The following is a 20,859-nucleotide window of genomic DNA, read 5'->3' as shown; positions in this document are numbered from 1 at the left end:
TCGGTAGCGTTAGCGCTACCGAACTTGATTTAAAACGCCATGTTCACCAGCCATTACTCCGCCAGAAACAGCTCCAACAGAGAGTTCAAAAACAGCTTACCGTGTTGAGTAATCTGCCAGTATTCATCGCATTCGCTCAGGTAGCCCTGGGAAATAGCCTCATCGATTTGTCGACGAATAACGTCCTCGGTAAGTCCGGTATATTGTCTGAACTCCGCGCGAGGCGCGGCCTCAAGCAACCGGAAACGGTTCATAAAGAACTCGAACGGCTTATCGGCTTCGGCGACATCACGCTGGCTTTCGAGATAACGCCCTTGCATGTAGCCACGCGGATGCCGCGTTTTGGTGGTACGCAGAATGCGCCCGTCCGGGAACGTAATTTTGCCATGCGCGCCGCAGCCAATACCGAGATAGTCGCCAAAACGCCAGTAATTAAGGTTGTGCTGACACTGATAGCCCGGCTTTGCATAGGCTGAGGTTTCGTACTGTTGATACCCGGCGGCGGTCAGCAACTGGTGGCCTTGCTCAAAAATATCCCACAGCGCATCATCGTCTGGTAAAACAGGCGGTCGGGAACCGAACAGCGTGTTGGGTTCGATGGTCAACTGATACCAGGAAAGATGCGGTGGATTGAGCGCGATGGCCTGCTGTAAATCGCCCAGCGCCTCTTCCAGCGTCTGATCTGGCAAACCATGCATCAGGTCGAGGTTAAAGCTGCGTAGCCCCAGACCGCTCGCCAGGTGTGCTGCTCGTTTGGCTTCTTCCGGTCCGTGAATACGTCCCAGACGCTCGAGTTTGGCGGAGCTAAAGCTCTGTACGCCAATTGAGATACGGTTTACGCCAGCGCGTTGATAATCAACAAAGCGATCGGCTTCCACCGTCCCGGGATTCGCCTCCATTGTGATTTCTGCATCTGCGGCCAGATTCAGCCGTGCACGCACGCCGTCGAGCAGCGTTTGCATTGCCGGGCCAGAAAGCAGGCTCGGCGTACCACCACCGATAAAAATTGTCTTTACTTCGCGCCCCTGGGCATGGGCCACCTCAGTATCCAGATCGCTCAGCAGGTGCTGAACATAGTCGTCATGAGGAACCTCGCCCTTAAGCGCATGCGAGTTAAAGTCGCAGTACGGGCATTTCTGCACGCACCAGGGGATGTGAATATAAAGACTTAGCGGCGGAAGGTTAACCATTGCGCAGGGCATCCAGCAGCAGCTTCAGTGCCTGTCCGCGGTGAGAAATCGCGCTTTTTTCTTCGCGGGTCAGCTCAGCAGCTGTTTTTCCTTCGGACGGCACAAAAAAGATTGGGTCGTAACCAAAACCACCGTTTCCGGCCGGTTCACGGGTAATCACGCCCGGCCAGCTTCCGTGGCACACTAAAGGCGTGGGATCGTCCGCATGGCGCATATACACCAGCACGCAGTGGAATTGCGCCTGACGCTGGTCATCCGGGACATCCCGCAGGGTGTGCAGCAGTTTTTCCAGGTTCTGCTGATCGGTCGCATCTTCGCCGGAATAGCGGGCTGAATAGATACCCGGCGCGCCGCCAAGGGCATTTACTGCCAGGCCGGAGTCATCAGCAATGGCTGGCAAACCCGTAATTTGCGCGGCATGACGCGCCTTCAGAATGGCGTTCTCAATAAACGTCAGCCCGGTCTCTTCTGCAGAATCAACACCCAGATCCGTTTGGGCAACAACATCAAGACCGAAATCACTCAGAAGAGAGGCGAGTTCACGCACTTTACCGGCATTGCCGGTCGCGAGGACAACTTTTTGCATGGGATACCTAATCAGTTAGCGCCGCAATTTCGGGCGGGATCTGTTGCGGATGAATAATTTTAACCTGTTTGTGACGACCAAGCTCGCCCTTCTCAATAACGACCTGGCTTTTCGCTACGCGGAACTGTTTGCCGAGAAACTTCACCAGATGGCTGTTGGCTTGTCCATCGACCGGCGGGGCGGTAATGGCGACTTTAACTTCGTCGCCATGTAAACCCACAATACTGTCACGGCTGGCTTTCGGCTGAATATAGAGCCGTAAAACCAGACCGTCGTCGCAGGGTGTAACGGCACTCATAGCGCCATCCACAGCCCCGGCAGCAGTATGTTGCCTGTCGCCTGTAACACTTCTGCGATACCCATGTTAATGACATAGAGCAGCAGAACCAGAATCATTGGGGAGAAATCGATCCCGCCCATGCCTGGAAGTATGCGACGGATAGGACGCAACAGCGGATCCGCCAGTTGAATCAGCACGTACTCCACCGGGCTGCGGCCCTGGCTGACCCAGCTCATAATCGCCATTACCAGCAGCACCCAGAAAATCAGCAGCCCAATGGTCTTCAGGACAATCAGCACGGCGGCGATCCAGATGATCGGCTGGAACGTGACCACCTTAAATAGCACGATGGCTTTGATAAAGCTGAGAACGAGCGCGACTAATGCTGATGCGCTGTCAATGGGCCCCATTGGCGGAATAATACGGCGTAACGGCCCAATAATGGGCTGAGTGATTTTCACAATAAACTGCGAGAACGGGTTGTAGAAATCGCAGCGAGACCATTGCATCCACACGCGCAGCAGCAGCGCCATGGTATACAGCTCAATTACCGTTGAGAGCAGGAAGGTCAACGTATTCATGGTGTTCCTTAATTTTCCTTATTTTTTAGTGTAATCACGAGCACCAAAAATGGCAGTGCCGATGCGCACCATCGTGCTACCCGCCGCGATAGCGGCATCCATATCATCAGACATCCCCAGCGAGAGCGTATCGATATTTGGATAGCGTGTTTTCAACCCGGCAAATGCTACAGCCATTTGCTGTGCAACTTCAAACTGCCTTACATAATCTGACTCAGGAGCGGGAATAGCCATCAAACCACGCAGGGTAATGCGCGGCAGCGCAGCGACTTCAGCGGCCAGGGCATCAAGCTCTGCCAGCGGAATCCCTGACTTACTGTTCTCATCGCTGATATTAATCTGGATCAGCACATTCAGCGGCGGCAAGTCTGCCGGGCGCTGTTCGCTCAGACGGGCAGCGATACGTAGACGGTCGATCGTATGGCACCAGTCAAAGTGCTCGGCGACCAGACGACTTTTGTTGGACTGCAGCGGGCCGATAAAGTGCCACTGCAGATCGTTGACGCCTTTTTCCTGAAAGTAGCGGATTTTATCCACCCCTTCCTGGACATAGTTTTCACCGAAGGCACGCTGCCCTGCGGTAATGGCTTCTTCGATGGCGCTCGCAGGTTTGGTTTTGCTGACTGCAAGCAACATAACTTCTTCTGAAGACCGCCCGCAACGCGTCGCGGCGGCTGAGATTTTGTCCCGGACATGTGCCAGGTTATGCGCGATATCGTTCATTTTCCGAGGATGTTCATATGAATATGGAAGAAATAGTGGCCCTTAGTGTAAAGCATAACGTGTCGGATCTACACCTGTGCAATGCATGGCCCGCGCGTTGGCGCAGGCGTGGAAAAGTCGAAAGCGCACCGTTTACCACGCCTGACGTAGAGAATCTGCTGATGTGCTGGCTCAGTGAGCAACAACAGGTACAGTTGCAGGAGCAAGGGCAGATTGATTTTGCCGTTACCCTGACGGACTCCCGGCGGCTGCGCGCCAGCGCATTTGTCCATCAGCAGGGAACCTCGCTGGCGCTAAGACTGCTACCGCTGGATTGTCCTCATTTAGACGATCTTCAGCCTCCCGCGGTCATACCTGAACTGCTTCACAGTGAAAATGGGTTGATTCTGGTGACAGGCGCTACCGGCAGCGGTAAATCTACGACCCTGGCGGCGATGGTGGAGTATCTTAATCAGCATATTGAGGGGCACATTCTGACGCTGGAAGATCCTATTGAATATCGCTACACCAGCCGACGTTGTCTGATTCAACAGCGGGAGGTGGGCGCACACTGCGCCTCTTTCGCCGCCGGTTTGCGCGGTGCGCTACGCGAAGATCCCGACGTTATTTTGCTGGGCGAGCTGCGCGACGTGGAAACCATTCGGCTGGCATTAACGGCGGCGGAAACCGGACATCTGGTGCTGGCAACGTTACATACGCGAGGTGCGGCGCAGGCCATCGCGCGGCTGGTGGATTCCTTTGCAGCAACAGAGAAAGATCCTGTGCGTAACCAACTGGCAGACAGCCTGCGGGCGGTTCTTTCGCAAAAACTTGAGGAGGATAAGCAGGGGGGACGCGTGGCGCTATTCGAACTACTCGTCAACACGCCCGCCGTGGGCAATTTGATCCGCGAAGGGAAAACGCATCAGCTACCCGGCGTGATTCAAACCGGGCAGCAGACAGGTATGCAGACATTTGCACAAAGTTTGCAGCAGCGACAGGCGCAGGGGCGGCTTTAATAGCCCTGCTCGAAATAGCTTTCCAGGATAATAACGGCAGAAGCGGAGTCCACTTTGCCTTTATTCAACGCCCGGTAACCGCCTTGCTCAAACAGGCCTGAGCGGGCTTCGACGGTGCTCAAACGTTCATCGTGCAGCGTTACGGTTACGCCAAAGCGACCATGAATGCGATTAGCGAATTTACGTGCGCGTGCGGTAAGGGGCTGCTCGGTGCCATCCATGTTGAGCGGCAGGCCGACAATGATTTCATCCGGTTGCCACTCTTTCAGCAGGCGTTCAATCAAATTCCAGTCTGGCGTACCGTCCTGTGCTTTGATGGCGGGCAATGGCCTGGCCGTACCGGTAATGCGCTGACCCACGGCGACGCCGATACTTTTCGTACCAAAATCAAAAGAGAGTAATGTTCCGTTCATCATGCGTGTCCCGCCACGCCGGGCATGGTCTGAATATCTATCCCGATAAGCTTCGCCGCATCGCGCCAGCGGTCGGCAATCGGCGTTTTGAATAAGATGTTGAGATCGGCAGGGGCCGTAAGCCAGGCGTTATCCAGTAACTCTTGTTCCAGTTGGCCCTTTTCCCATGATGAATAGCCTAATGCCACCAGCACCTCGGATGGTTGCTCCTGCGTGCCCAGAGTTTCTAATACATCGCGGGAGGTTGTGATGATGGTGTTATCAGAAATGCGAATACTGGATGCAAAGCGCGACGGTGGGGTATGAAGTATAAATCCACGGTCTTCTGCCAACGGGCCGCCGAGCATCACGGGCTTATCCAGACGAATGGCCGGATCGCGTTCTTCTGGAGTAATCTTCAGCTTTTCCAGAATCCCTTCAATTTGTAAGTTTTCCAGAGGCTTATTGACGATAATCCCCATTGCTCCGTTCTCATTGTGTTCGCAGATATACACCACGGAACGGCGGAAAATTGGATCCTGGAGAGCAGGCATGGCAATTAGAAAGTGATGCTGTAAATTCATTGTCAGAGGTTCTGTTTCCTGGTTCAAAAAAGCAACAGCGCCCAGTATGTGGGCAAACAGGAGCGCTGTCACTATTAGTATTGGTAGGGTCCCTTCTACCGGCGAGTTCTTTTATTTTTGCAGGCGCGCCTCAATGGCATCCATCAGCATACCGGTAATCGAAACCGGGAACTCCGCTTCAATTTCACGAATACAGGTTGGGCTGGTGACGTTAATTTCCGTCAGACGATCGCCAATGATATCCAGACCGACAAAAATCAAACCTTTCGCTTTCAGCGTTGGCCCAATGCGACGGGCAATTTCCCAGTCACTGTCGGTTAATGGACGCGGCTCGCCACGACCACCTGCGGCCAGGTTGCCACGGGTTTCGCCGCCCTGCGGAATACGCGCCAGGCAGTAAGGAACGGGTTCGCCATCGACCACCAGCACGCGTTTATCGCCGTCTTTAATGGCTGGCAGATAGTTCTGCGCCATGCAGTAGCGGGTACCGTGCTCGGTCAGCGTTTCCGCAATAACGCCAAGGTTCGGATCGCCTTCCTTCACGCGGAAAATAGAGGCCCCGCCCATGCCGTCCAGCGGTTTGAGAATGATGTCGCTGTGTTTTTGCCAGAAGGCTTTCAGCTGCGCTTTATTACGCGTGACCAGCGTTTCCGGCGTCAGATCGGCAAACCATGCGGTGAACAACTTTTCGTTGCAGTCGCGCAGGCTCTGCGGTTTGTTGACGATCAGCGTTCCTTTCTCTTCTGCACGTTCCAGAATATAGGTCGCGTAGATGAACTCGGTATCAAACGGCGGATCCTTACGCATCAGAATAACGTCCAGGTCTGCCAGCGGGAGATCCTGCTCGCTCTTGAACTCATACCATTTGTCGTAGTTCTGCTCTACGCTCAGGGTACGCGTATGGGCGCGGGCTTCGCCGTTGATCAGATAAAGATCGGCCATCTCCATATAATGAATTTCGTAACCGCGGCGTTGCGCTTCCAGCAGCATTGCGAAGCTGGAATCTTTCTTGATGTTGATGCTTGCGATGGGATCCATCACGATGCCGAGCTTGATCATGTTCTTCTCCGTTTATGCCTTAGCCCAGATCGCCAAAACGCACCTGAAGCGCGGTAATGGCGGTGAGCGCAGTTGTCTCAGTACGCAGAACGCGAGGTCCTAACAGAATATCAGTAAACTGATACCGTGCGGTCATGGCAATTTCATCTGCCGACAACCCACCTTCCGGGCCAATCAGCAAGCGGATACGCTCCACCGGGAGCGGCAGCGTATTAATGCTGGCGCTGGCGCGAGGATGCAGATTGAGCTTCAGTCCTTCGTCCTGTTCTGCGCACCATGCTTCCAGATCCATTGCCGGGCGAATTTCAGGCACCCGATTACGACCGCACTGTTCGCAGGCGGCAATAGCGATTTTCTGCCACTGCTGGAGCTTCTTGTTCAGGCGTTCATTGTCCAGTTTAACGCCGCAACGCTCAGAAAAAAGTGGCGTAATGAGGCTTACACCCAGTTCAATCGATTTCTGGATAGTAAATTCCATTTTTTCACCGCGCGACATTACCTGGCCCAGGTGGATATGCAACGGTGATTCCCGATCGTCGAGTTCAGCGTTAAGCACCTTCACTTCCACACTTTTCTTACTGGCGTGGGTAATTTCGGCGTCGAATACCTGATTGCTGCCATCAAACAGCTGTAGCGGCTGGCCTGGCCCCATACGTAGTACGCGGCCGATATGGTTGGCAGCATCTTCACACAGTGAAATTTGGCTACCGGAAGCGAGTGGCTCTGGGTGATAAATGCGAGGAATGCGCATAGTTAAACATCCGCGTCATGGCCCTGGGCTGCAACAGGCCAGGGCATGGTTAAAAATATTGCCGCTAGTGTAGGTTAGCTCTTTTGCGCCTGGCAAGCGCGTTGCACATAGGGGTTATGATTCCCCTGTACCTTCGCGATGCGTTCGTCGCGCTCACACTCCCAGTCGGTGACCGGATACTGCTTATTCCAGGCATTAAAAAGCTGGGTTTGCTGGCGAGAGAGCGTCAGGTTGTATTGGTCGCGCATATAAAAATAGGTACGCGCGATGGCGCCACGGGCGCGGGCAGGCGGCTCGGCAACTTTCTCTTTGAAATCAACCTTCATCGCGCACTGTCCATACTGGCCTTCGCCACCGTTCCACTGGCTGTACATGAAGTTAGCGCGATCGCCATTCACTTCACCTACCGCAGGCTGCAGGTTATGCATATCGCTTTCCATTTTGCGATAGACCGGATCTTTAGCGCAGTTTTTACGCCCTCCGTCCTGCCAGCACTGGCGCTGATGACCAAACTGCCAGGCGGGGACAACGTGCTCCCATTCAATTCGACTGGCGCGGTTTTCGTTTTTTCGCACTTTATAGCCGCAGGATTCGAGGTCCACGACCCCTTTTTTGCCTTGCCAGTTAATTTTACAACCGCAGTAGAAATCGCCTGGCGCATCGGCGTTAACTTTGACGCCCGCCGCTTTTGCCTGAGAAAAACTGTTGATGCCTTCGGCTAAAGCCGGGCCTGAAAATGCTGCGGCTAACAGGGCTGCAGCAAAAGAAAAATTACGGTACATCACGAACTCCGTGTCAAAACGAGCCCGCAACGTAGCGAAAGTCATTCCTGTATGCAATCAGTTAGATCAGAAAAGTTCCTGATAATTCTGAAGATTATTCTGCAATCAGTGGTTCGCCGCAGTGAACGCAGCGGTAGGTGGCTTCGCCGCGTATCACGCGGTTATGGCGGCGTACGGTCAGTTGGTGTTCCTGACACTTGCAGCGGTAAGTAAAGGTCTTACGCTGCACGGATTGCAGTTCGAACTGATGCGTGCGTCGGGCTGGCACGCCCAGCACGCTTTCCATCATCCATTTCCACTCTTTGCCGTGCGGCGGCACGCGGCCAAAGTATTTCCACACCAGTAAATGCGCCAGTTCATGGGGCACCACTTCGTTAACGAACGCGTCAACGTTCTCAATCAGCAGGACGGGATTAAGGCGAATTTCATAGGTTTGTAGCCACGCGGTACCCGCGGCGGTTCCGCGCTGTTGGTAAACCAGCTTTGGCTCCGGGTAATTGCGTTCGAGCTTGAGGTTGGCCTGAGCGAGCTTTTCCCGCAGGCTGCGCATAACGGCTTGCTGGATGGCGATAGGGAGACGGGAGGTTTTCATAGCGCCAGAGGATAGTGCGACAGGGAAGGGACTGCAAGAGGAAGGCTTCCTCCCGCGGGGGAGGAAGCTTTTCGTGATTAGTCGTGTGCGCCAATTTCGCGCAGTTTACGACCTTTCATCAGGTTACGTTCAATGTGTTCCAGAGAGACATTTTTAGTTTCAGGTATCAGCCACAGGGTCAGGAAGATGAACAGGACGTTCAGACCACCGTAGACCCAGAAAGTATTGGCGCTGCCCAGCGAGTTCAGCATCGTCAGGAAGGTTGCACCGACGATCATATTGGCAATCCAGTTGGTTGCGGTAGAGCAGGTGATACCGAAATCGCGGCCTTTCAGCGGTTGGATTTCAGAGCACAGAACCCAAATCAGCGGACCGGCGCTCATGGCAAAGCCAACGATAAACATCAGCAGCATCAGTACAGCGAAGTATTGCGCGGCCGCCGAGTGAATACCCACGTGCATCATCGTACCCAGCACGCCCATACCGACGGCCATGACGATAAAGCCGAGGATCAGCGTAGGCTTGCGGCCCCAACGGTCAACCAGGCCAATGGCGATAAAGGTTGCCAGCACGTTGGTCAGACCGACGATAACAGTCCCCCACATCTGCTCGGTGGTGTTGGTGTAGCCCGCCAGCTCAAAGATTTTCGGTGCGTAATACATAATGACGTTCATCCCGGTGAACTGCTGCATCACCTGTAACAGGACGCCAAGGAATACTGCGCGGCGGAAGTTGCTGTTTTCTTTAAACAGCGCCCAGCCGCTCTGCTTCACCTGCAGACTTTCACGAATTTCATCCAGCTCGCGTTTGGCTTCTGCGCTGGTATCACGCAAACGCAACAGAACACGTTCAGCATCGACAAAACGACGTTTAGCAGCAAACCAGCGTGGGCTGTCCGGCAGGAAGATAACGCCAACCAGCAGCAGCAGGGCAGGGATGATGATCACGCCCAGCATCCAGCGCCATGCGCCGCTGTAGCTAAACGCCGTATCGGAAAGATACGCACCCAAAATACCGATGGTGATCATCAACTGATACATAGAGATCATGCTGCCACGAATTTTTTCCGGGGCAATTTCAGACAGGTAAAGCGGCGCGGTATAAGACGCAACGCCTACCGCAAGGCCGAGCAGCACGCGGGAAACCAACAGCACTTCAACGTTTGGTGCCGCGGCGGAGAACAGTGAACCGGCAACAAACAGGATTGCGCCGATCATCAAACTCTTTTTACGCCCCAGTTTGAAGGAGAGCCAACCGCTGCCGACGGCACCCACGGCAGCACCAAACATCATCGAACTCACCACCCATTCCTGAGTGTGGGGGGTAATTTGGAACTCGTCGGTGATGAACGGTAAAGCTCCGGCAATAACACCGATATCCAGGCCAAAAAGTAATCCAGCCAGGGCTGCAAGAAAGCAGACAAAAAATGTCATGGCTTTGTTGGAACGCCCCGTTTTTTTATTGTCAGGCATGATGCCCTCCGGTTGGGTAGCTAGTTTTGTTGATGTTAAGGGTAGGTGAGTACGGGGTAAAAAAATGCGAATCACATCACATTAGTGTAATCGGTTACACTGGCATTCATGTAAGTTATTGGTTATTTGATTGAAAAATAACGTTATTTATTTCACATGAATAACATTGATTGTCTGAGTTTAAGATAATGCTGAAATATAATGTAACAGTGATGCAATCACAGTAACGAAGAGATGTTGATTCATGTTGGATCGAAATTCTACGATATGTAATCGCTTTCATTTGTTGTTTGCAACAAGGGAGATTAGCGTAGCTTTGGCTATGGGGTATGGAAGAGAAAAGGACATAAAAAAGACCAGCGCGAGGCTGGTCTTCATAAGCGTTGAACCGTGAGGGAATTACTTCAGACCGGCAGCTTCACGCAGCAGAGCGGCTTTGTCGGTTTTTTCCCATGGGAAATGTTCGCGCCCAAAGTGACCGTAAGCAGCGGTTTCTTTGTAAATCGGGTGCAGCAGATCCAGCATCTGAATCAGGCCATACGGGCGCAGGTCGAAGAACTCGCGCACCAGCAGGGTCAGTTGCTCAGAAGGCACTTTTTCAGTACCAAACGTTTCCACCATGATAGAGGTCGGTTCAGCCACGCCGATTGCGTAGGAAACCTGAATCTCACAGCGATCAGCCAGACCAGCGGCAACAATGTTTTTCGCGACGTAACGAGCTGCATAGGCTGCGGAACGGTCAACTTTAGACGGATCCTTACCAGAGAATGCACCGCCGCCGTGACGCGCCATGCCGCCGTAGGTATCAACGATGATTTTACGACCTGTCAGTCCACAGTCGCCCATTGGACCGCCGATTACGAAACGACCGGTTGGGTTGATGAAGAACTTGGTCGAAGCAGTCAGCCATTCAGTAGGCAGTACCGGCTTGATGATCTCTTCCATAACGGCTTCTTGCAGCGATTTCTGATCGATGTCTTCAGAGTGCTGAGTCGACAGAACAACCGCATCAATACCGACGATTTTGCCGTCGTCATACTGGAAGGTAACCTGGCTTTTTGCATCCGGACGCAGCCAGGATAAGGTGCCGTTTTTACGCACTTCAGCCTGACGCTGCACCAGACGGTGAGCATAGGTGATCGGGGCTGGCATCAGCACGTCGGTTTCGTTGGTTGCATAACCAAACATCAGACCCTGGTCGCCTGCGCCCTGTTCCAGCGGATCGGCGCGGTCAACACCCTGGTTGATGTCCGGAGACTGTTTACCAATCGCGCTCAGTACCGCACAAGAGTTGGCGTCAAAGCCCATGTCGGAATGCACATAGCCAATTTCGCGAACCGTATTACGGGTGATCTCTTCGATATCAACCCATGCGCTGGTGGTGATCTCACCGCCAACTAAAACCATACCGGTTTTGACGTAGGTTTCGCAGGCAACGCGTGCTTTCGGATCCTGCTCGAGGATTGCGTCCAGTACGGCGTCAGAGATTTGGTCAGCGATTTTGTCAGGATGCCCTTCTGATACGGACTCGGACGTAAAAAGGTGTTTTGCCATATTTAATTTCACCTAAGGAGAATTTGGTTAGCTCAAACTGTCGAGTGGAATAGCCATGTGTAGAAGATTCTACCATGAGTCTGCAGATGACGGACACTGGCAGTCTGAGTGTTAATCGGTATAGATGGATTAACATCTGGACGGCTATTTTAGGACAGTTCTTCGCCTGATTTCCAGCTTTTTTTGATTGAGGTCGCATTGTACTGAAAATGTAACTGGAAATTTTTCCTGACGGTGCTGGCAATGCGCGCATTTATCTTTTGCTTTTTGACTTCCTTATGGGTATAAAACGCGGCGCGCGGCTCATACAAAAGCACACGACGTTTTCATCGTGTTGCCACTTCCAGCCGGGTTAAGACTTTAGCTTTGGCTTGTGGGTTCGTTCCGTAAGGAGCAACCGTGGAGGTGATACGAGATAATGAACCGTTGTATTCTGCTGAATCTGTCGCACCGTTCTGGTGTACATATGTTCCCCGCAATCTGCATCTTGCATACCTGCCGATGTTATACCCATCTCGGCGCTTCTCAGGACTCCAGGGCCGGTAACGGTCACTAAGAACTGAACAAGGGCGCTCTTGGTAAACAAGAGTTTTCTCGTGGTTTCGCCGAACCGTCAGCATTAAGTTCGGTTACGTGTTTACATTGATATGAAAAAGAAACCGGTCGCACAGTCGGAGCGTCAGCACTATCTGCTGCAAATTCTGCCTGTATTTGGGTTGTTATCGCGTCTTCGGATTGCGATAGTAGTCAACTGTTTTACACTTGTTAATAAAATTTGAGGTTCGCTATGTCTGACGACATTTCTTTGGGTTCGCCTTCGTCAGCAGGCGAACACGGTGTACTACGCTCCATGCAGGAGGTTGCAATGAGTTCCCAGGAAGCCAGCAAGATGCTGCGTACTTACAATATTGCCTGGTGGGGTAATAACTACTACGACGTCAATGAACTGGGCCACATCAGCGTGTGCCCGGATCCGGACGTACCCGAAGCGCGCGTTGACCTTGCTGAGTTGGTGAAAGCCCGTGAAGCGCAGGGCCAGCGTCTGCCTGCATTGTTCTGCTTCCCGCAGATCCTGCAACATCGTTTGCGTTCGATTAACGCCGCGTTTAAACGCGCCCGTGAATCCTACGGCTACAACGGTGACTATTTCCTCGTTTACCCGATCAAGGTCAACCAGCATCGTCGCGTGATTGAATCGCTGATCCACTCCGGCGAACCGCTGGGGCTGGAAGCTGGTTCCAAAGCTGAATTGATGGCCGTTCTGGCCCATGCCGGAATGACCCGTAGCGTGATCGTGTGTAACGGTTATAAAGACCGCGAATATATCCGTCTGGCGCTGATTGGCGAGAAGATGGGCCATAAGGTCTATCTGGTCATCGAGAAGATGTCTGAAATCGCTATCGTGCTGGATGAAGCTGAACGCCTGAATGTCGTTCCGCGTCTGGGCGTGCGTGCGCGTCTGGCGTCGCAGGGCTCTGGCAAGTGGCAGTCCTCCGGCGGTGAGAAATCAAAATTCGGCCTGGCGGCAAACCAGGTGCTGCAACTGGTAGAAATTCTGCGCGAGCGTGGTCGTCTGGACAGCATCCAGTTGCTGCACTTCCATCTCGGCTCCCAAATGGCGAACATTCGTGATATCGCCACCGGCGTACGTGAGTCGGCGCGTTTCTACGTTGAGCTGCACAAGCTTGGCGTTAATATCCAGTGCTTCGACGTGGGCGGTGGTCTGGGCGTAGATTACGAAGGTACCCGTTCGCAGTCTGACTGTTCCGTAAACTACGGTTTGAACGAATACGCCAACAACATCATCTGGGCTATTGGCGACGCCTGTGAAGAACACGGTCTGCCGCATCCGACGGTAATCACCGAGTCTGGCCGCGCGGTAACCGCGCACCATACCGTGCTGGTATCTAACATTATCGGCGTTGAGCGTAGCGAACACACCGAAGCCACACCTCCGGCTGACGATGCGCCACGTGCCCTGCAAAGCATGTGGGAAACCTGGCAAGAGATGCATGAACCGGGAACCCGTCGTTCGCTGCGTGAATGGCTGCACGACAGCCAGATGGATCTGCACGATATTCACGTTGGGTACTCTTCAGGCACCTTTAGCCTGCAGGAGCGTGCGTGGGCAGAGCAGCTGTATCTGAACATGTGCCATGAAGTGCAGAAACAACTCGACCCGAGCAACCGTGCGCACCGTCCGATTATCGACGAGCTGCAGGAGCGTATGGCGGATAAGATTTACGTCAACTTCTCGCTGTTCCAGTCGATGCCGGATGCGTGGGGGATCGATCAGCTGTTCCCGGTAATGCCGCTGGAAGGGTTGAATCAGGTGCCTGAACGCCGTGCGGTGCTGTTGGATATCACCTGTGACTCTGATGGCGCTATCGACCACTACGTTGACGGTGATGGCATTGCGACCACCATGCCGATGCCGGAATACGACCCTGAGAACCCGCCGATGCTGGGCTTCTTTATGGTGGGTGCGTACCAGGAGATCCTCGGCAACATGCACAACTTGTTTGGTGATACCGAAGCGGTTGACGTGTTCGTCTTCCCTGACGGCAGCGTAGAAGTTGAGCTGTCCGACGAAGGGGATACCGTGGCGGATATGCTGCAATACGTGCAGCTGGATCCGAACACCCTGCTGACGCAGTTCCGTGACCAGGTGAAAAACACCGATCTGGACGCTGAGCTGCAACAGCAGTTCCTCGAAGAGTTTGAAGCCGGTCTGTACGGTTATACTTATCTGGAAGATGAGTAACGATAAATTCCAGGTGGCGCTGCGCTTACCGTTCCTACGAAAGTAGGCCGGATAAGGCGAAGCCGCCATCCGGCAGTCGGAATCCGCGGGGGCAGCATTTGTGGCACTCACTTGAATCCGTACAAAATAACGGCGATAATTTGCCGTAAATATGCAGTTACCAAATCAATCCCTTCCTCGTCGGGCTTAACGACGCGGAGGGGATTTTTTTTCATCGATTTTTAAAGAGGTCAGTACATGAGCACCTTAGGTCATCAATACGACAACTCCCTGGTTTCTAACGCCTTTGGTTTTTTACGTCTGCCGATGAACTTCATGCCGTACGATAGCGACGCCGACTGGGTGATCACCGGTGTACCGTTTGATATGGCAACGTCTGGTCGTGCGGGCGGGCGTCATGGTCCGGCGGCAATCCGTCAGGTGTCCACCAACCTGGCCTGGGAGCACAACCGCTTCCCGTGGAACTTCGATATGCGCGAGCGCCTGAACGTGGTGGACTGCGGCGATCTGGTTTATGCGTTCGGGGATGCGCGTGAAATGAGTGAAAAACTGCAGGCGCATGCTGAGAAGCTGCTGTCTGCCGGTAAGCGCATGCTCTCCTTTGGCGGCGACCACTTCGTCACGCTGCCGCTGCTGCGCGCGCATGCCAAGCACTTTGGTAAAATGGCGCTGGTGCACTTTGATGCCCACACCGACACCTACGCTAACGGCTGCGAATTCGACCACGGCACCATGTTCTACACTGCGCCGAACGAAGGTCTGATCGATCCGAATCACTCTGTGCAGATCGGTATTCGTACCGAGTTCGACAAAGACAACGGCTTTACCGTACTGGATGCGTGCCAGGTTAACGACCGCAGCGTTGATGACATTATCGCTCAGGTTAAGCAGATTGTCGGTGATATGCCGGTATACCTGACTTTTGATATCGACTGTCTGGACCCGGCGTTTGCACCAGGAACCGGTACGCCAGTGATCGGCGGTCTGACTTCCGATCGTGCTATTAAACTGGTACGTGGTCTGAAAGATCTGAACATCGTCGGGATGGATGTTGTTGAAGTGGCTCCGGCCTACGATCAGTCAGAGATCACCGCACTGGCGGCGGCAACGTTAGCATTAGAAATGCTCTATATCCAGGCGGCGAAAAAAGGCGAGTAACGGTTTCGGGCTATTTTACTCGCCATTTTGAACCCGGGCAGTGCTCGCCATCCTCACGTACTACGTGTACGCTCCGGTGGCTGTGCGCTGTCCGGTCTCAAACTGGCTTCGCCAATAACGCCCGATCGCTGGACTAAATTTGTAATTCTGTAGGCCGGATAAGGCGTTCACGCCGCCATCCGGCACTGTTCGAAGATTATTTGATCCCGTCTGCGCTCATGCGATCGCGAATATGTTGCGCACGTTCTGCGGATGCCGGATGATCGTCAAACATTGAGCTTTGACGTCCTGCTTCCAGTTTTGCCAGTTTCTCAAAACTGGTGGCTAAGCCAGCCGGGTTGATCCCACGTTTGCGCAACAGATCATACGAGTAATCATCCGCCTCGGATTCCTGACGCTGGGAGAACTGCGAGTTCACCAGTTTCTCGCCAAGATCGCCCAATTGCGATTGCGACAGGCTGCCGACAATCCCGCCAGCGGAAGCCGCAGCTGCGCGCACAGCGTTCGTACCCAGCGCAACCTGCATCCCTTTTTTCACGTGACCCAGCGCAACGTGACCCATTTCGTGGCCGATCACCGCTTCGACTTCGTTGTCGGTCATCATATCCATCAGGCCGCTGTATACGCGGATACAGCCGTTCGCCATGGCAAAGGCATTTACATCTTTCGCCATATAAACTTTGTAGTTCACCGGCTGGCCGTTAATGTTATCGCCAAGCGCGGCGGCGATTTTGCCAAGACGCGTTGCATACTCGCTGCCAGCCGGGGCGATGGTAGCTTTGCTGTCCATATCCTTACAGGCCTGATCGCTCAGCGCTTTTACCTGCGCATCGCTCAGACTGTAGGCCTGAAAAGCCTCTGCGCCTGAGGAAAGCAGTCCGTTTGAGTCCATGTTCTGGCAGCCGGTCAATGCCGCCGCCATGCTCGTAGCAAGCAGTAAAGCGCGAATTTTCATTTTTTCTCTTCCGCACAAAGTCAGGATTATTCTAAAAAATGCGTCGTTTGCAGGTGAACCGACGCTCGGCATAAGTATAAAGAAAAGAACAATAAGCGGGCGAGAAGATTGCGCAACTTGCGCGCATGATCCAGAGATTTCTGAAGCGGTAAAAGGATGCTCCATGTACATGACACGCGGCTTGGGTTACATTGTTGGCACTTTTTTCCGGCGTAGCCCAAAACGCGCTGTCGTCAAGTCGTTTAGGGCGTGGCCTTCATTATCCGATCTGGAGTCAAAATGTCCTCACGTAAAGAGCTTGCCAATGCTATTCGTGCGCTGAGCATGGACGCAGTACAGAAAGCCAAATCCGGTCACCCGGGTGCCCCGATGGGTATGGCTGACATTGCCGAAGTCCTGTGGCGTGATTTCCTGAACCACAACCCGACTAACCCGTCCTGGGCTGACCGTGACCGCTTCGTGCTGTCTAACGGCCACGGTTCAATGCTGATTTACAGCCTGCTGCACCTCACCGGCTATGATCTGCCGATGTCCGAGCTGCAGAACTTCCGTCAGCTGCACTCCAAAACGCCGGGTCACCCGGAAGTGGGTTACACCGCGGGTGTTGAAACCACGACCGGTCCTTTGGGTCAGGGCATTGCGAATGCAGTGGGTATGGCTATCGCTGAGAAAACGCTGGCGGCGCAGTTTAACCGTCCTGGTCACGACATCGTTGACCACTTCACCTATGCTTTCATGGGCGACGGCTGCATGATGGAAGGTATCTCTCACGAGGTATGTTCCCTGGCCGGTACGCTGAAACTGGGTAAACTGGTTGCGTTCTACGATGACAACGGCATCTCTATCGATGGCCACGTTGAAGGCTGGTTCACCGATGACACCGCGAAGCGTTTCGAAGCTTACGGCTGGCACGTGATTCGTGGTGTAGATGGTCACGATGCTGACGCGATTAAACGCGCTGTTGAAGAAGCACGCGCAGTGACCGACAAACCGTCCCTGCTGATGTGCAAAACCATCATCGGTTTCGGTTCTCCGAACAAAGCCGGTACCCACGACTCTCACGGTGCACCGCTGGGCGATGCAGAAATCGCACTGACCCGTGAACAGCTGGGCTGGAAATACGCGCCGTTCGAAATCCCGTCTGAAATCTACGCGCAGTGGGATGCGAAAGAAGCCGGCCAGGCAAAAGAAGCCGCATGGAACGAGAAGTTCGCTGCTTATGCCAAAGCTTTCCCGCAGGAAGCTGCTGAATTCACCCGTCGTATGAAAGGTGAAATGCCGTCTGACTTCGACGCGAAAGCCAACGAGTTCATTGCTAAGCTGCAGGCTAATCCGGCGAAAATCGCCAGCCGTAAAGCGTCTCAGAACGCGATTGAAGCCTTCGGTCCTCTGCTGCCTGAATTCCTCGGCGGCTCTGCTGACCTGGCACCGTCTAACCTGACTCTGTGGTCTGGTTCTAAGGCCATCAACGAAGATACTGCCGGTAACTACATCCATTACGGTGTACGTGAATTCGGTATGACCGCGATTGCCAACGGTATTTCCCTGCATGGTGGTTTCCTGCCGTACACCTCCACCTTCCTGATGTTCGTGGAATATGCCCGTAACGCGGTGCGTATGGCTGCGCTGATGAAACAGCGTCAGGTGATGGTCTATACTCACGACTCCATCGGTCTGGGTGAAGATGGCCCGACTCACCAGCCGGTAGAGCAGGTTGCTTCTCTGCGTGTGACCCCGAACATGAGCACATGGCGTCCGTGTGACCAGGTTGAATCCGCAGTAGCATGGAAATACGGTGTTGAGCGTCAGGACGGCCCGACCGCGCTGATCCTCTCCCGTCAGAACCTGGCGCAGCAGGAACGTACTGCAGAGCAACTGGCGAACATCGCTCGCGGTGGCTACGTGCTGAAAGATTGCGCGGGTCAGCCGGAGTTGATCTTCATCGCCACCGGTTCTGAAGTTGAACTTGCCGTGGCTGCCTGGGACAAACTGACCGCTGAAGGCGTGAAAGCGCGCGTGGTTTCCATGCCGTCTACCGATGCATTCGACAAGCAGGATGCGGCTTACCGTGAATCCGTACTGCCGAAAGCCGTCTCTGCTCGCGTCGCTATCGAAGCTGGCATTGCTGACTACTGGTTCAAATACGTGGGCCTGAACGGCGCTATTGTCGGTATGACTACCTTTGGTGAGTCTGCACCGGCAGAACTGCTGTTTGAAGAATTCGGCTTCACCGTAGACAACGTGGTCGCGAAAGCAAAAGAACTGCTGTAATTTCGATTACAGGTGAAAACGGGTCGCTCAGGCGGCCCGTTTTTAATTTAGCTGAATTTAATTCACATTGCGCAATCAGTAAATTTAGATCTGAATCACAAATATGATATTTAGTGTTATTTGGTATTTGCAATGCATATCACACAATTAGTGTTGCTTTTTATTTTTAATGACTCAATTCATTGTTTTTAAAGACTTCACAAAAAGACATTCCGCGCCATACGTATTTTCCCTCTTGATTGATTTCATTTTGCCGCACGCGTATTTTATTTTTAACGCTAACTCGTACCCTAAAAATAAAATAAGGAAAATGTATGCGGCTGATTGATTACTTTCCCGAATCATCTATCTCAATAAAAGATTCAGCAAAGAACTGGCAGGAAGCAATTGACTTTTCTATGTCATCCTTACTCGCCAATCATTATGTCAATTCAGATTATATTCAGGCGATCAAAGACTCAACGATTAACAATGGCCCTTATTATATTTTAGCGCCTGGTGTCGCCATGCCACACGCTCGTCCGGAATGTGGCGCGTTAAAAACCGGAATGTCATTAACGCTTCTTAAACGGGAAGTGAAATTTGCCGATGATGATGAAGGTATCAGATTATTAATTGGGTTGTCGGCGGCAAATGCTGACTCTCACATTGGCGCTATTCAGGCCTTAAGCGAATTATTATGTGAAGAGGAAGCGCTAAGCGCTTTGTTAGCGGCTAAATCAGAAAAACAGCTGGCGGATATTATCGCCTTTGCATAATTCATCTTTTCCTTTCAGGATAATATTATGGAAAACAAGTCTGCTCGTGCCAAAGTCCAGGCTTTTGGTGGTTTTTTGACTGCAATGGTCATTCCCAATATCGGTGCCTTTATTGCCTGGGGTTTTATAACCGCATTGTTTATTCCTACCGGTTGGATGCCGAATGAGCATTTCGCCAAAATTGTCGGTCCGATGATTACCTATTTACTGCCCGTCATGATTGGCTCCACAGGGGGGCATCTGGTTGGCGGGAAACGTGGCGCAGTAATGGGAGGCATTGGTTCTATTGGCGTTATTGTGGGCGCGGATATCCCGATGTTCCTTGGCGCGATGGTGATGGGACCACTTGGCGGCTGGGTGATTAAGCATATCGACCGCCTGCTGGAAAAACGCATCCCCGCTGGTTTCGAGATGGTTATCAATAACTTCTCCCTGGGTATTGCGGGAATGCTCTTATGTTTGCTGGGATTTGAAGTCATTGGCCCGGCGGTTCTCATTGCCAATAACTTTGTGAAGGAGTGTATTGAAGCGTTGGTTCATGCGGGTTATCTGCCGTTGCTATCCGTAATCAATGAACCCGCGAAAATCCTCTTTCTGAATAATGCTATCGATCAGGGCGTCTATTATCCGCTAGGAATGCAACAAGCTTCTGAAACGGGAAAATCGATTTTCTTCATGGTGGCATCTAACCCAGGGCCGGGGTTAGGCCTGTTACTCGGCTTTGCCATTTTCGGTAAAGGGATGAGTAAAAAATCCGCGCCAGGTGCCATGATTATCCACTTCCTCGGTGGTATTCATGAGCTGTATTTCCCGTATGTGCTGATGAAGCCTTTAACCCTGATTGCGATGATTGCCGGGGGAATGACCGGGACGTGGGTATTCCACCTGCTGGACGGTGGGTTGGTTGCAGGACCGAGCCCAGGATCAATATTCGCCTATCTGGCATTAACGCCAAAAGGATCTTTCCTCGCGACCATCGCAGGCGTTACAGCGGGAACAATTGTTACTTTTGTGATTACATCTGTAATCCTGAAAATGGAAAAGAGCGTAGAAACAGAAAGTGAGGATGACTTTGCTGAATCAGCCAGAACCGTCAAAGCGATGAAGCAGGAAGGTAAATTCTCTTATAAAAATATTAAACGCGTCGCTTTTGTCTGTGATGCGGGAATGGGTTCCAGTGCGATGGGGGCAACCACGTTTCGTAAGCGTCTGGAGAAAGCGGGATTAAATATTAACGTCACGCACTATGCTATCGAAAACGTTCCACAAGATGCCGATATTATTGTCACCCATGCCAGTCTTGAAGGTCGTGTTAAACGAGTGAGTGAAAAGCCATTAGTACTTATTAAGAACTATATTGGTGATCCACTGTTGGATGATTTATTTAAACGCATTACTGCGAACTAACC

At 52.7% G+C, this 20,859-nt stretch carries 22 protein-coding genes; 8 read left to right on the top strand and 14 right to left on the bottom strand.

Annotated elements, in window-relative coordinates; genetic code table 11:
* Window positions 1–53: 53 nt before the first annotated feature.
* The 5 genes from hemW to SK34_RS07825 are packed head-to-tail and all read right to left on the bottom strand — an operon-like array spanning window position 54 to window position 3,360.
* Complete coding sequence (hemW, locus tag SK34_RS07845) at window positions 54–1,190, bottom strand: radical SAM family heme chaperone HemW (RefSeq protein WP_032937402.1); 1,137 nt, start codon at window positions 1,188–1,190, stop codon at window positions 54–56.
* Window positions 1,183–1,776: an XTP/dITP diphosphatase gene (locus SK34_RS07840; RefSeq protein WP_003027104.1), complete on the bottom strand. Its 594-nt coding sequence runs from the start codon at window positions 1,774–1,776 to the stop codon at window positions 1,183–1,185. Before SK34_RS07840 ends, hemW begins: the two co-directional genes overlap by 8 nt.
* A gap of 7 nt (window positions 1,777–1,783) precedes the next feature.
* Window positions 1,784–2,074 (bottom strand): DUF167 family protein YggU, encoded by a 291-nt coding sequence (gene yggU / locus SK34_RS07835; protein WP_003027101.1) that lies wholly within the window; start codon window positions 2,072–2,074, stop codon window positions 1,784–1,786.
* The gene (locus tag SK34_RS07830) at window positions 2,071–2,637 is read right to left on the bottom strand and encodes a YggT family protein (protein ID WP_003027097.1); all 567 of its coding nucleotides are present in this window, start codon (window positions 2,635–2,637) and stop codon (window positions 2,071–2,073) included. Before SK34_RS07830 ends, yggU begins: the two co-directional genes overlap by 4 nt.
* Window positions 2,638–2,655: 18 nt before the next feature.
* Window positions 2,656–3,360 carry a YggS family pyridoxal phosphate-dependent enzyme gene (locus SK34_RS07825; RefSeq protein WP_003838215.1) on the bottom strand — a complete coding sequence of 235 codons (705 nt, stop codon included), beginning with the start codon at window positions 3,358–3,360 and terminating at the stop codon, window positions 2,656–2,658.
* Window positions 3,361–3,377: 17 nt separating this feature from the next.
* Between SK34_RS07825 and SK34_RS07820 the strand changes: the two genes are divergently transcribed.
* Window positions 3,378–4,358 carry a type IV pilus twitching motility protein PilT gene (locus SK34_RS07820; protein WP_016150970.1) on the top strand — a complete coding sequence of 327 codons (981 nt, stop codon included), beginning with the start codon at window positions 3,378–3,380 and terminating at the stop codon, window positions 4,356–4,358.
* On the opposite strand, the gene ruvX is transcribed toward SK34_RS07820, so the two are convergent.
* From ruvX to metK, 8 genes are all read right to left on the bottom strand, one after another.
* Window positions 4,355–4,771: a Holliday junction resolvase RuvX gene (gene ruvX / locus SK34_RS07815; RefSeq protein ID WP_003027087.1), complete on the bottom strand. Its 417-nt coding sequence runs from the start codon at window positions 4,769–4,771 to the stop codon at window positions 4,355–4,357. The two genes, SK34_RS07820 and ruvX, sit on opposite strands and share 4 nt — an antisense overlap.
* A complete protein-coding gene (locus SK34_RS07810) occupies window positions 4,771–5,334 on the bottom strand; it encodes a YqgE/AlgH family protein (protein WP_003027086.1) in 564 nt (187 codons plus the stop codon). The genes ruvX and SK34_RS07810 overlap by 1 nt, the downstream gene beginning before the upstream one ends.
* 111 nt (window positions 5,335–5,445) lie before the next feature.
* On the bottom strand, window positions 5,446–6,393 hold the full coding sequence (gene gshB, locus SK34_RS07805) for a glutathione synthase (protein ID WP_003027083.1): 948 nt from the start codon (window positions 6,391–6,393) through the stop codon (window positions 5,446–5,448).
* A gap of 19 nt (window positions 6,394–6,412) precedes the next feature.
* Window positions 6,413–7,144, bottom strand: coding sequence for a 16S rRNA (uracil(1498)-N(3))-methyltransferase (gene rsmE / locus SK34_RS07800; protein WP_003027080.1), 732 nt, complete (start codon window positions 7,142–7,144; stop codon window positions 6,413–6,415).
* A 74-nt stretch (window positions 7,145–7,218) separates the two neighbouring features.
* On the bottom strand, window positions 7,219–7,926 hold the full coding sequence (endA, locus tag SK34_RS07795) for a deoxyribonuclease I (RefSeq protein WP_016150969.1): 708 nt from the start codon (window positions 7,924–7,926) through the stop codon (window positions 7,219–7,221).
* A 94-nt stretch (window positions 7,927–8,020) separates the two neighbouring features.
* The gene (locus SK34_RS07790; RefSeq protein WP_003846365.1) at window positions 8,021–8,518 is read right to left on the bottom strand and encodes a SprT family zinc-dependent metalloprotease; all 498 of its coding nucleotides are present in this window, start codon (window positions 8,516–8,518) and stop codon (window positions 8,021–8,023) included.
* Window positions 8,519–8,595: 77 nt separating this feature from the next.
* Window positions 8,596–9,990 carry a galactose/proton symporter gene (gene galP, locus SK34_RS07785; RefSeq protein ID WP_003027074.1) on the bottom strand — a complete coding sequence of 465 codons (1,395 nt, stop codon included), beginning with the start codon at window positions 9,988–9,990 and terminating at the stop codon, window positions 8,596–8,598.
* 399 nt (window positions 9,991–10,389) lie between these two features.
* Complete coding sequence (gene metK, locus SK34_RS07780; protein ID WP_003027071.1) at window positions 10,390–11,544, bottom strand: methionine adenosyltransferase; 1,155 nt, start codon at window positions 11,542–11,544, stop codon at window positions 10,390–10,392.
* Between the two features lie 418 nt (window positions 11,545–11,962).
* Here metK and SK34_RS25095 point away from each other — a divergent pair, with 418 nt between their 5' ends.
* The 4 genes from SK34_RS25095 (at window position 11,963) to speB (ending at window position 15,466) form a co-directional block, all read left to right on the top strand.
* Window positions 11,963–12,100: a hypothetical protein gene (locus SK34_RS25095; RefSeq protein WP_269147429.1), complete on the top strand. Its 138-nt coding sequence runs from the start codon at window positions 11,963–11,965 to the stop codon at window positions 12,098–12,100.
* A 91-nt stretch (window positions 12,101–12,191) separates the two neighbouring features.
* Complete coding sequence (gene yqgB / locus SK34_RS23590) at window positions 12,192–12,323, top strand: acid stress response protein YqgB (RefSeq protein WP_003027062.1); 132 nt, start codon at window positions 12,192–12,194, stop codon at window positions 12,321–12,323.
* Window positions 12,324–12,331: 8 nt separating this feature from the next.
* Window positions 12,332–14,308 carry a biosynthetic arginine decarboxylase gene (speA, locus tag SK34_RS07775; protein WP_003027059.1) on the top strand — a complete coding sequence of 659 codons (1,977 nt, stop codon included), beginning with the start codon at window positions 12,332–12,334 and terminating at the stop codon, window positions 14,306–14,308.
* A 237-nt stretch (window positions 14,309–14,545) separates the two neighbouring features.
* The gene (gene speB / locus SK34_RS07770) at window positions 14,546–15,466 is read left to right on the top strand and encodes an agmatinase (protein WP_003027056.1); all 921 of its coding nucleotides are present in this window, start codon (window positions 14,546–14,548) and stop codon (window positions 15,464–15,466) included.
* Window positions 15,467–15,662: 196 nt separating this feature from the next.
* Here speB and SK34_RS07765 read toward each other — a convergent pair whose 3' ends face one another.
* On the bottom strand, window positions 15,663–16,421 hold the full coding sequence (locus SK34_RS07765) for a metalloprotease LoiP (protein WP_003027053.1): 759 nt from the start codon (window positions 16,419–16,421) through the stop codon (window positions 15,663–15,665).
* Window positions 16,422–16,700: 279 nt separating this feature from the next.
* Between SK34_RS07765 and tkt the strand changes: the two genes are divergently transcribed.
* From tkt to SK34_RS07750, 3 genes are all read left to right on the top strand, one after another.
* A complete protein-coding gene (gene tkt / locus SK34_RS07760) occupies window positions 16,701–18,692 on the top strand; it encodes a transketolase (protein ID WP_003027049.1) in 1,992 nt (663 codons plus the stop codon).
* A 314-nt stretch (window positions 18,693–19,006) separates the two neighbouring features.
* The gene (gene cmtB / locus SK34_RS07755; protein ID WP_016150966.1) at window positions 19,007–19,450 is read left to right on the top strand and encodes a PTS mannitol transporter subunit IIA; all 444 of its coding nucleotides are present in this window, start codon (window positions 19,007–19,009) and stop codon (window positions 19,448–19,450) included.
* 27 nt (window positions 19,451–19,477) lie between these two features.
* Entirely contained in the window at window positions 19,478–20,857 is a 1,380-nt protein-coding gene (locus SK34_RS07750; protein ID WP_016150965.1) for a PTS mannitol transporter subunit IIBC, read from the top strand.
* The last annotated feature ends 2 nt before the right edge of the window (window positions 20,858–20,859 follow it).

It is taken from the genome of Citrobacter sp. MGH104, assembly GCF_001034485.1.
GTDB lineage: Bacteria > Pseudomonadota > Gammaproteobacteria > Enterobacterales > Enterobacteriaceae > Citrobacter > Citrobacter freundii.
This window is presented reverse-complemented; position numbering and strand designations above follow the sequence as displayed.

What these genes read in the sequence shown, in the direction of transcription:
- hemW (WP_032937402.1), bottom strand. Translation starts at nt 1,190, where the DNA reads ATGGTTAACCTTCCGCCGCTAAGTCTTTATATTCACATCCCCTGGTGC.
- SK34_RS07840 (WP_003027104.1), bottom strand. Translation starts at nt 1,776, where the DNA reads ATGCAAAAAGTTGTCCTCGCGACCGGCAATGCCGGTAAAGTGCGTGAA.
- yggU (WP_003027101.1), bottom strand. Translation starts at nt 2,074, where the DNA reads ATGAGTGCCGTTACACCCTGCGACGACGGTCTGGTTTTACGGCTCTAT.
- SK34_RS07830 (WP_003027097.1), bottom strand. Translation starts at nt 2,637, where the DNA reads ATGAATACGTTGACCTTCCTGCTCTCAACGGTAATTGAGCTGTATACC.
- SK34_RS07825 (WP_003838215.1), bottom strand. Translation starts at nt 3,360, where the DNA reads ATGAACGATATCGCGCATAACCTGGCACATGTCCGGGACAAAATCTCA.
- SK34_RS07820 (WP_016150970.1), top strand. Translation starts at nt 3,378, where the DNA reads ATGAATATGGAAGAAATAGTGGCCCTTAGTGTAAAGCATAACGTGTCG.
- ruvX (WP_003027087.1), bottom strand. Translation starts at nt 4,771, where the DNA reads ATGAACGGAACATTACTCTCTTTTGATTTTGGTACGAAAAGTATCGGC.
- SK34_RS07810 (WP_003027086.1), bottom strand. Translation starts at nt 5,334, where the DNA reads ATGAATTTACAGCATCACTTTCTAATTGCCATGCCTGCTCTCCAGGAT.
- gshB (WP_003027083.1), bottom strand. Translation starts at nt 6,393, where the DNA reads ATGATCAAGCTCGGCATCGTGATGGATCCCATCGCAAGCATCAACATC.
- rsmE (WP_003027080.1), bottom strand. Translation starts at nt 7,144, where the DNA reads ATGCGCATTCCTCGCATTTATCACCCAGAGCCACTCGCTTCCGGTAGC.
- endA (WP_016150969.1), bottom strand. Translation starts at nt 7,926, where the DNA reads ATGTACCGTAATTTTTCTTTTGCTGCAGCCCTGTTAGCCGCAGCATTT.
- SK34_RS07790 (WP_003846365.1), bottom strand. Translation starts at nt 8,518, where the DNA reads ATGAAAACCTCCCGTCTCCCTATCGCCATCCAGCAAGCCGTTATGCGC.
- galP (WP_003027074.1), bottom strand. Translation starts at nt 9,990, where the DNA reads ATGCCTGACAATAAAAAAACGGGGCGTTCCAACAAAGCCATGACATTT.
- metK (WP_003027071.1), bottom strand. Translation starts at nt 11,544, where the DNA reads ATGGCAAAACACCTTTTTACGTCCGAGTCCGTATCAGAAGGGCATCCT.
- SK34_RS25095 (WP_269147429.1), top strand. Translation starts at nt 11,963, where the DNA reads ATGAACCGTTGTATTCTGCTGAATCTGTCGCACCGTTCTGGTGTACAT.
- yqgB (WP_003027062.1), top strand. Translation starts at nt 12,192, where the DNA reads ATGAAAAAGAAACCGGTCGCACAGTCGGAGCGTCAGCACTATCTGCTG.
- speA (WP_003027059.1), top strand. Translation starts at nt 12,332, where the DNA reads ATGTCTGACGACATTTCTTTGGGTTCGCCTTCGTCAGCAGGCGAACAC.
- speB (WP_003027056.1), top strand. Translation starts at nt 14,546, where the DNA reads ATGAGCACCTTAGGTCATCAATACGACAACTCCCTGGTTTCTAACGCC.
- SK34_RS07765 (WP_003027053.1), bottom strand. Translation starts at nt 16,421, where the DNA reads ATGAAAATTCGCGCTTTACTGCTTGCTACGAGCATGGCGGCGGCATTG.
- tkt (WP_003027049.1), top strand. Translation starts at nt 16,701, where the DNA reads ATGTCCTCACGTAAAGAGCTTGCCAATGCTATTCGTGCGCTGAGCATG.
- cmtB (WP_016150966.1), top strand. Translation starts at nt 19,007, where the DNA reads ATGCGGCTGATTGATTACTTTCCCGAATCATCTATCTCAATAAAAGAT.
- SK34_RS07750 (WP_016150965.1), top strand. Translation starts at nt 19,478, where the DNA reads ATGGAAAACAAGTCTGCTCGTGCCAAAGTCCAGGCTTTTGGTGGTTTT.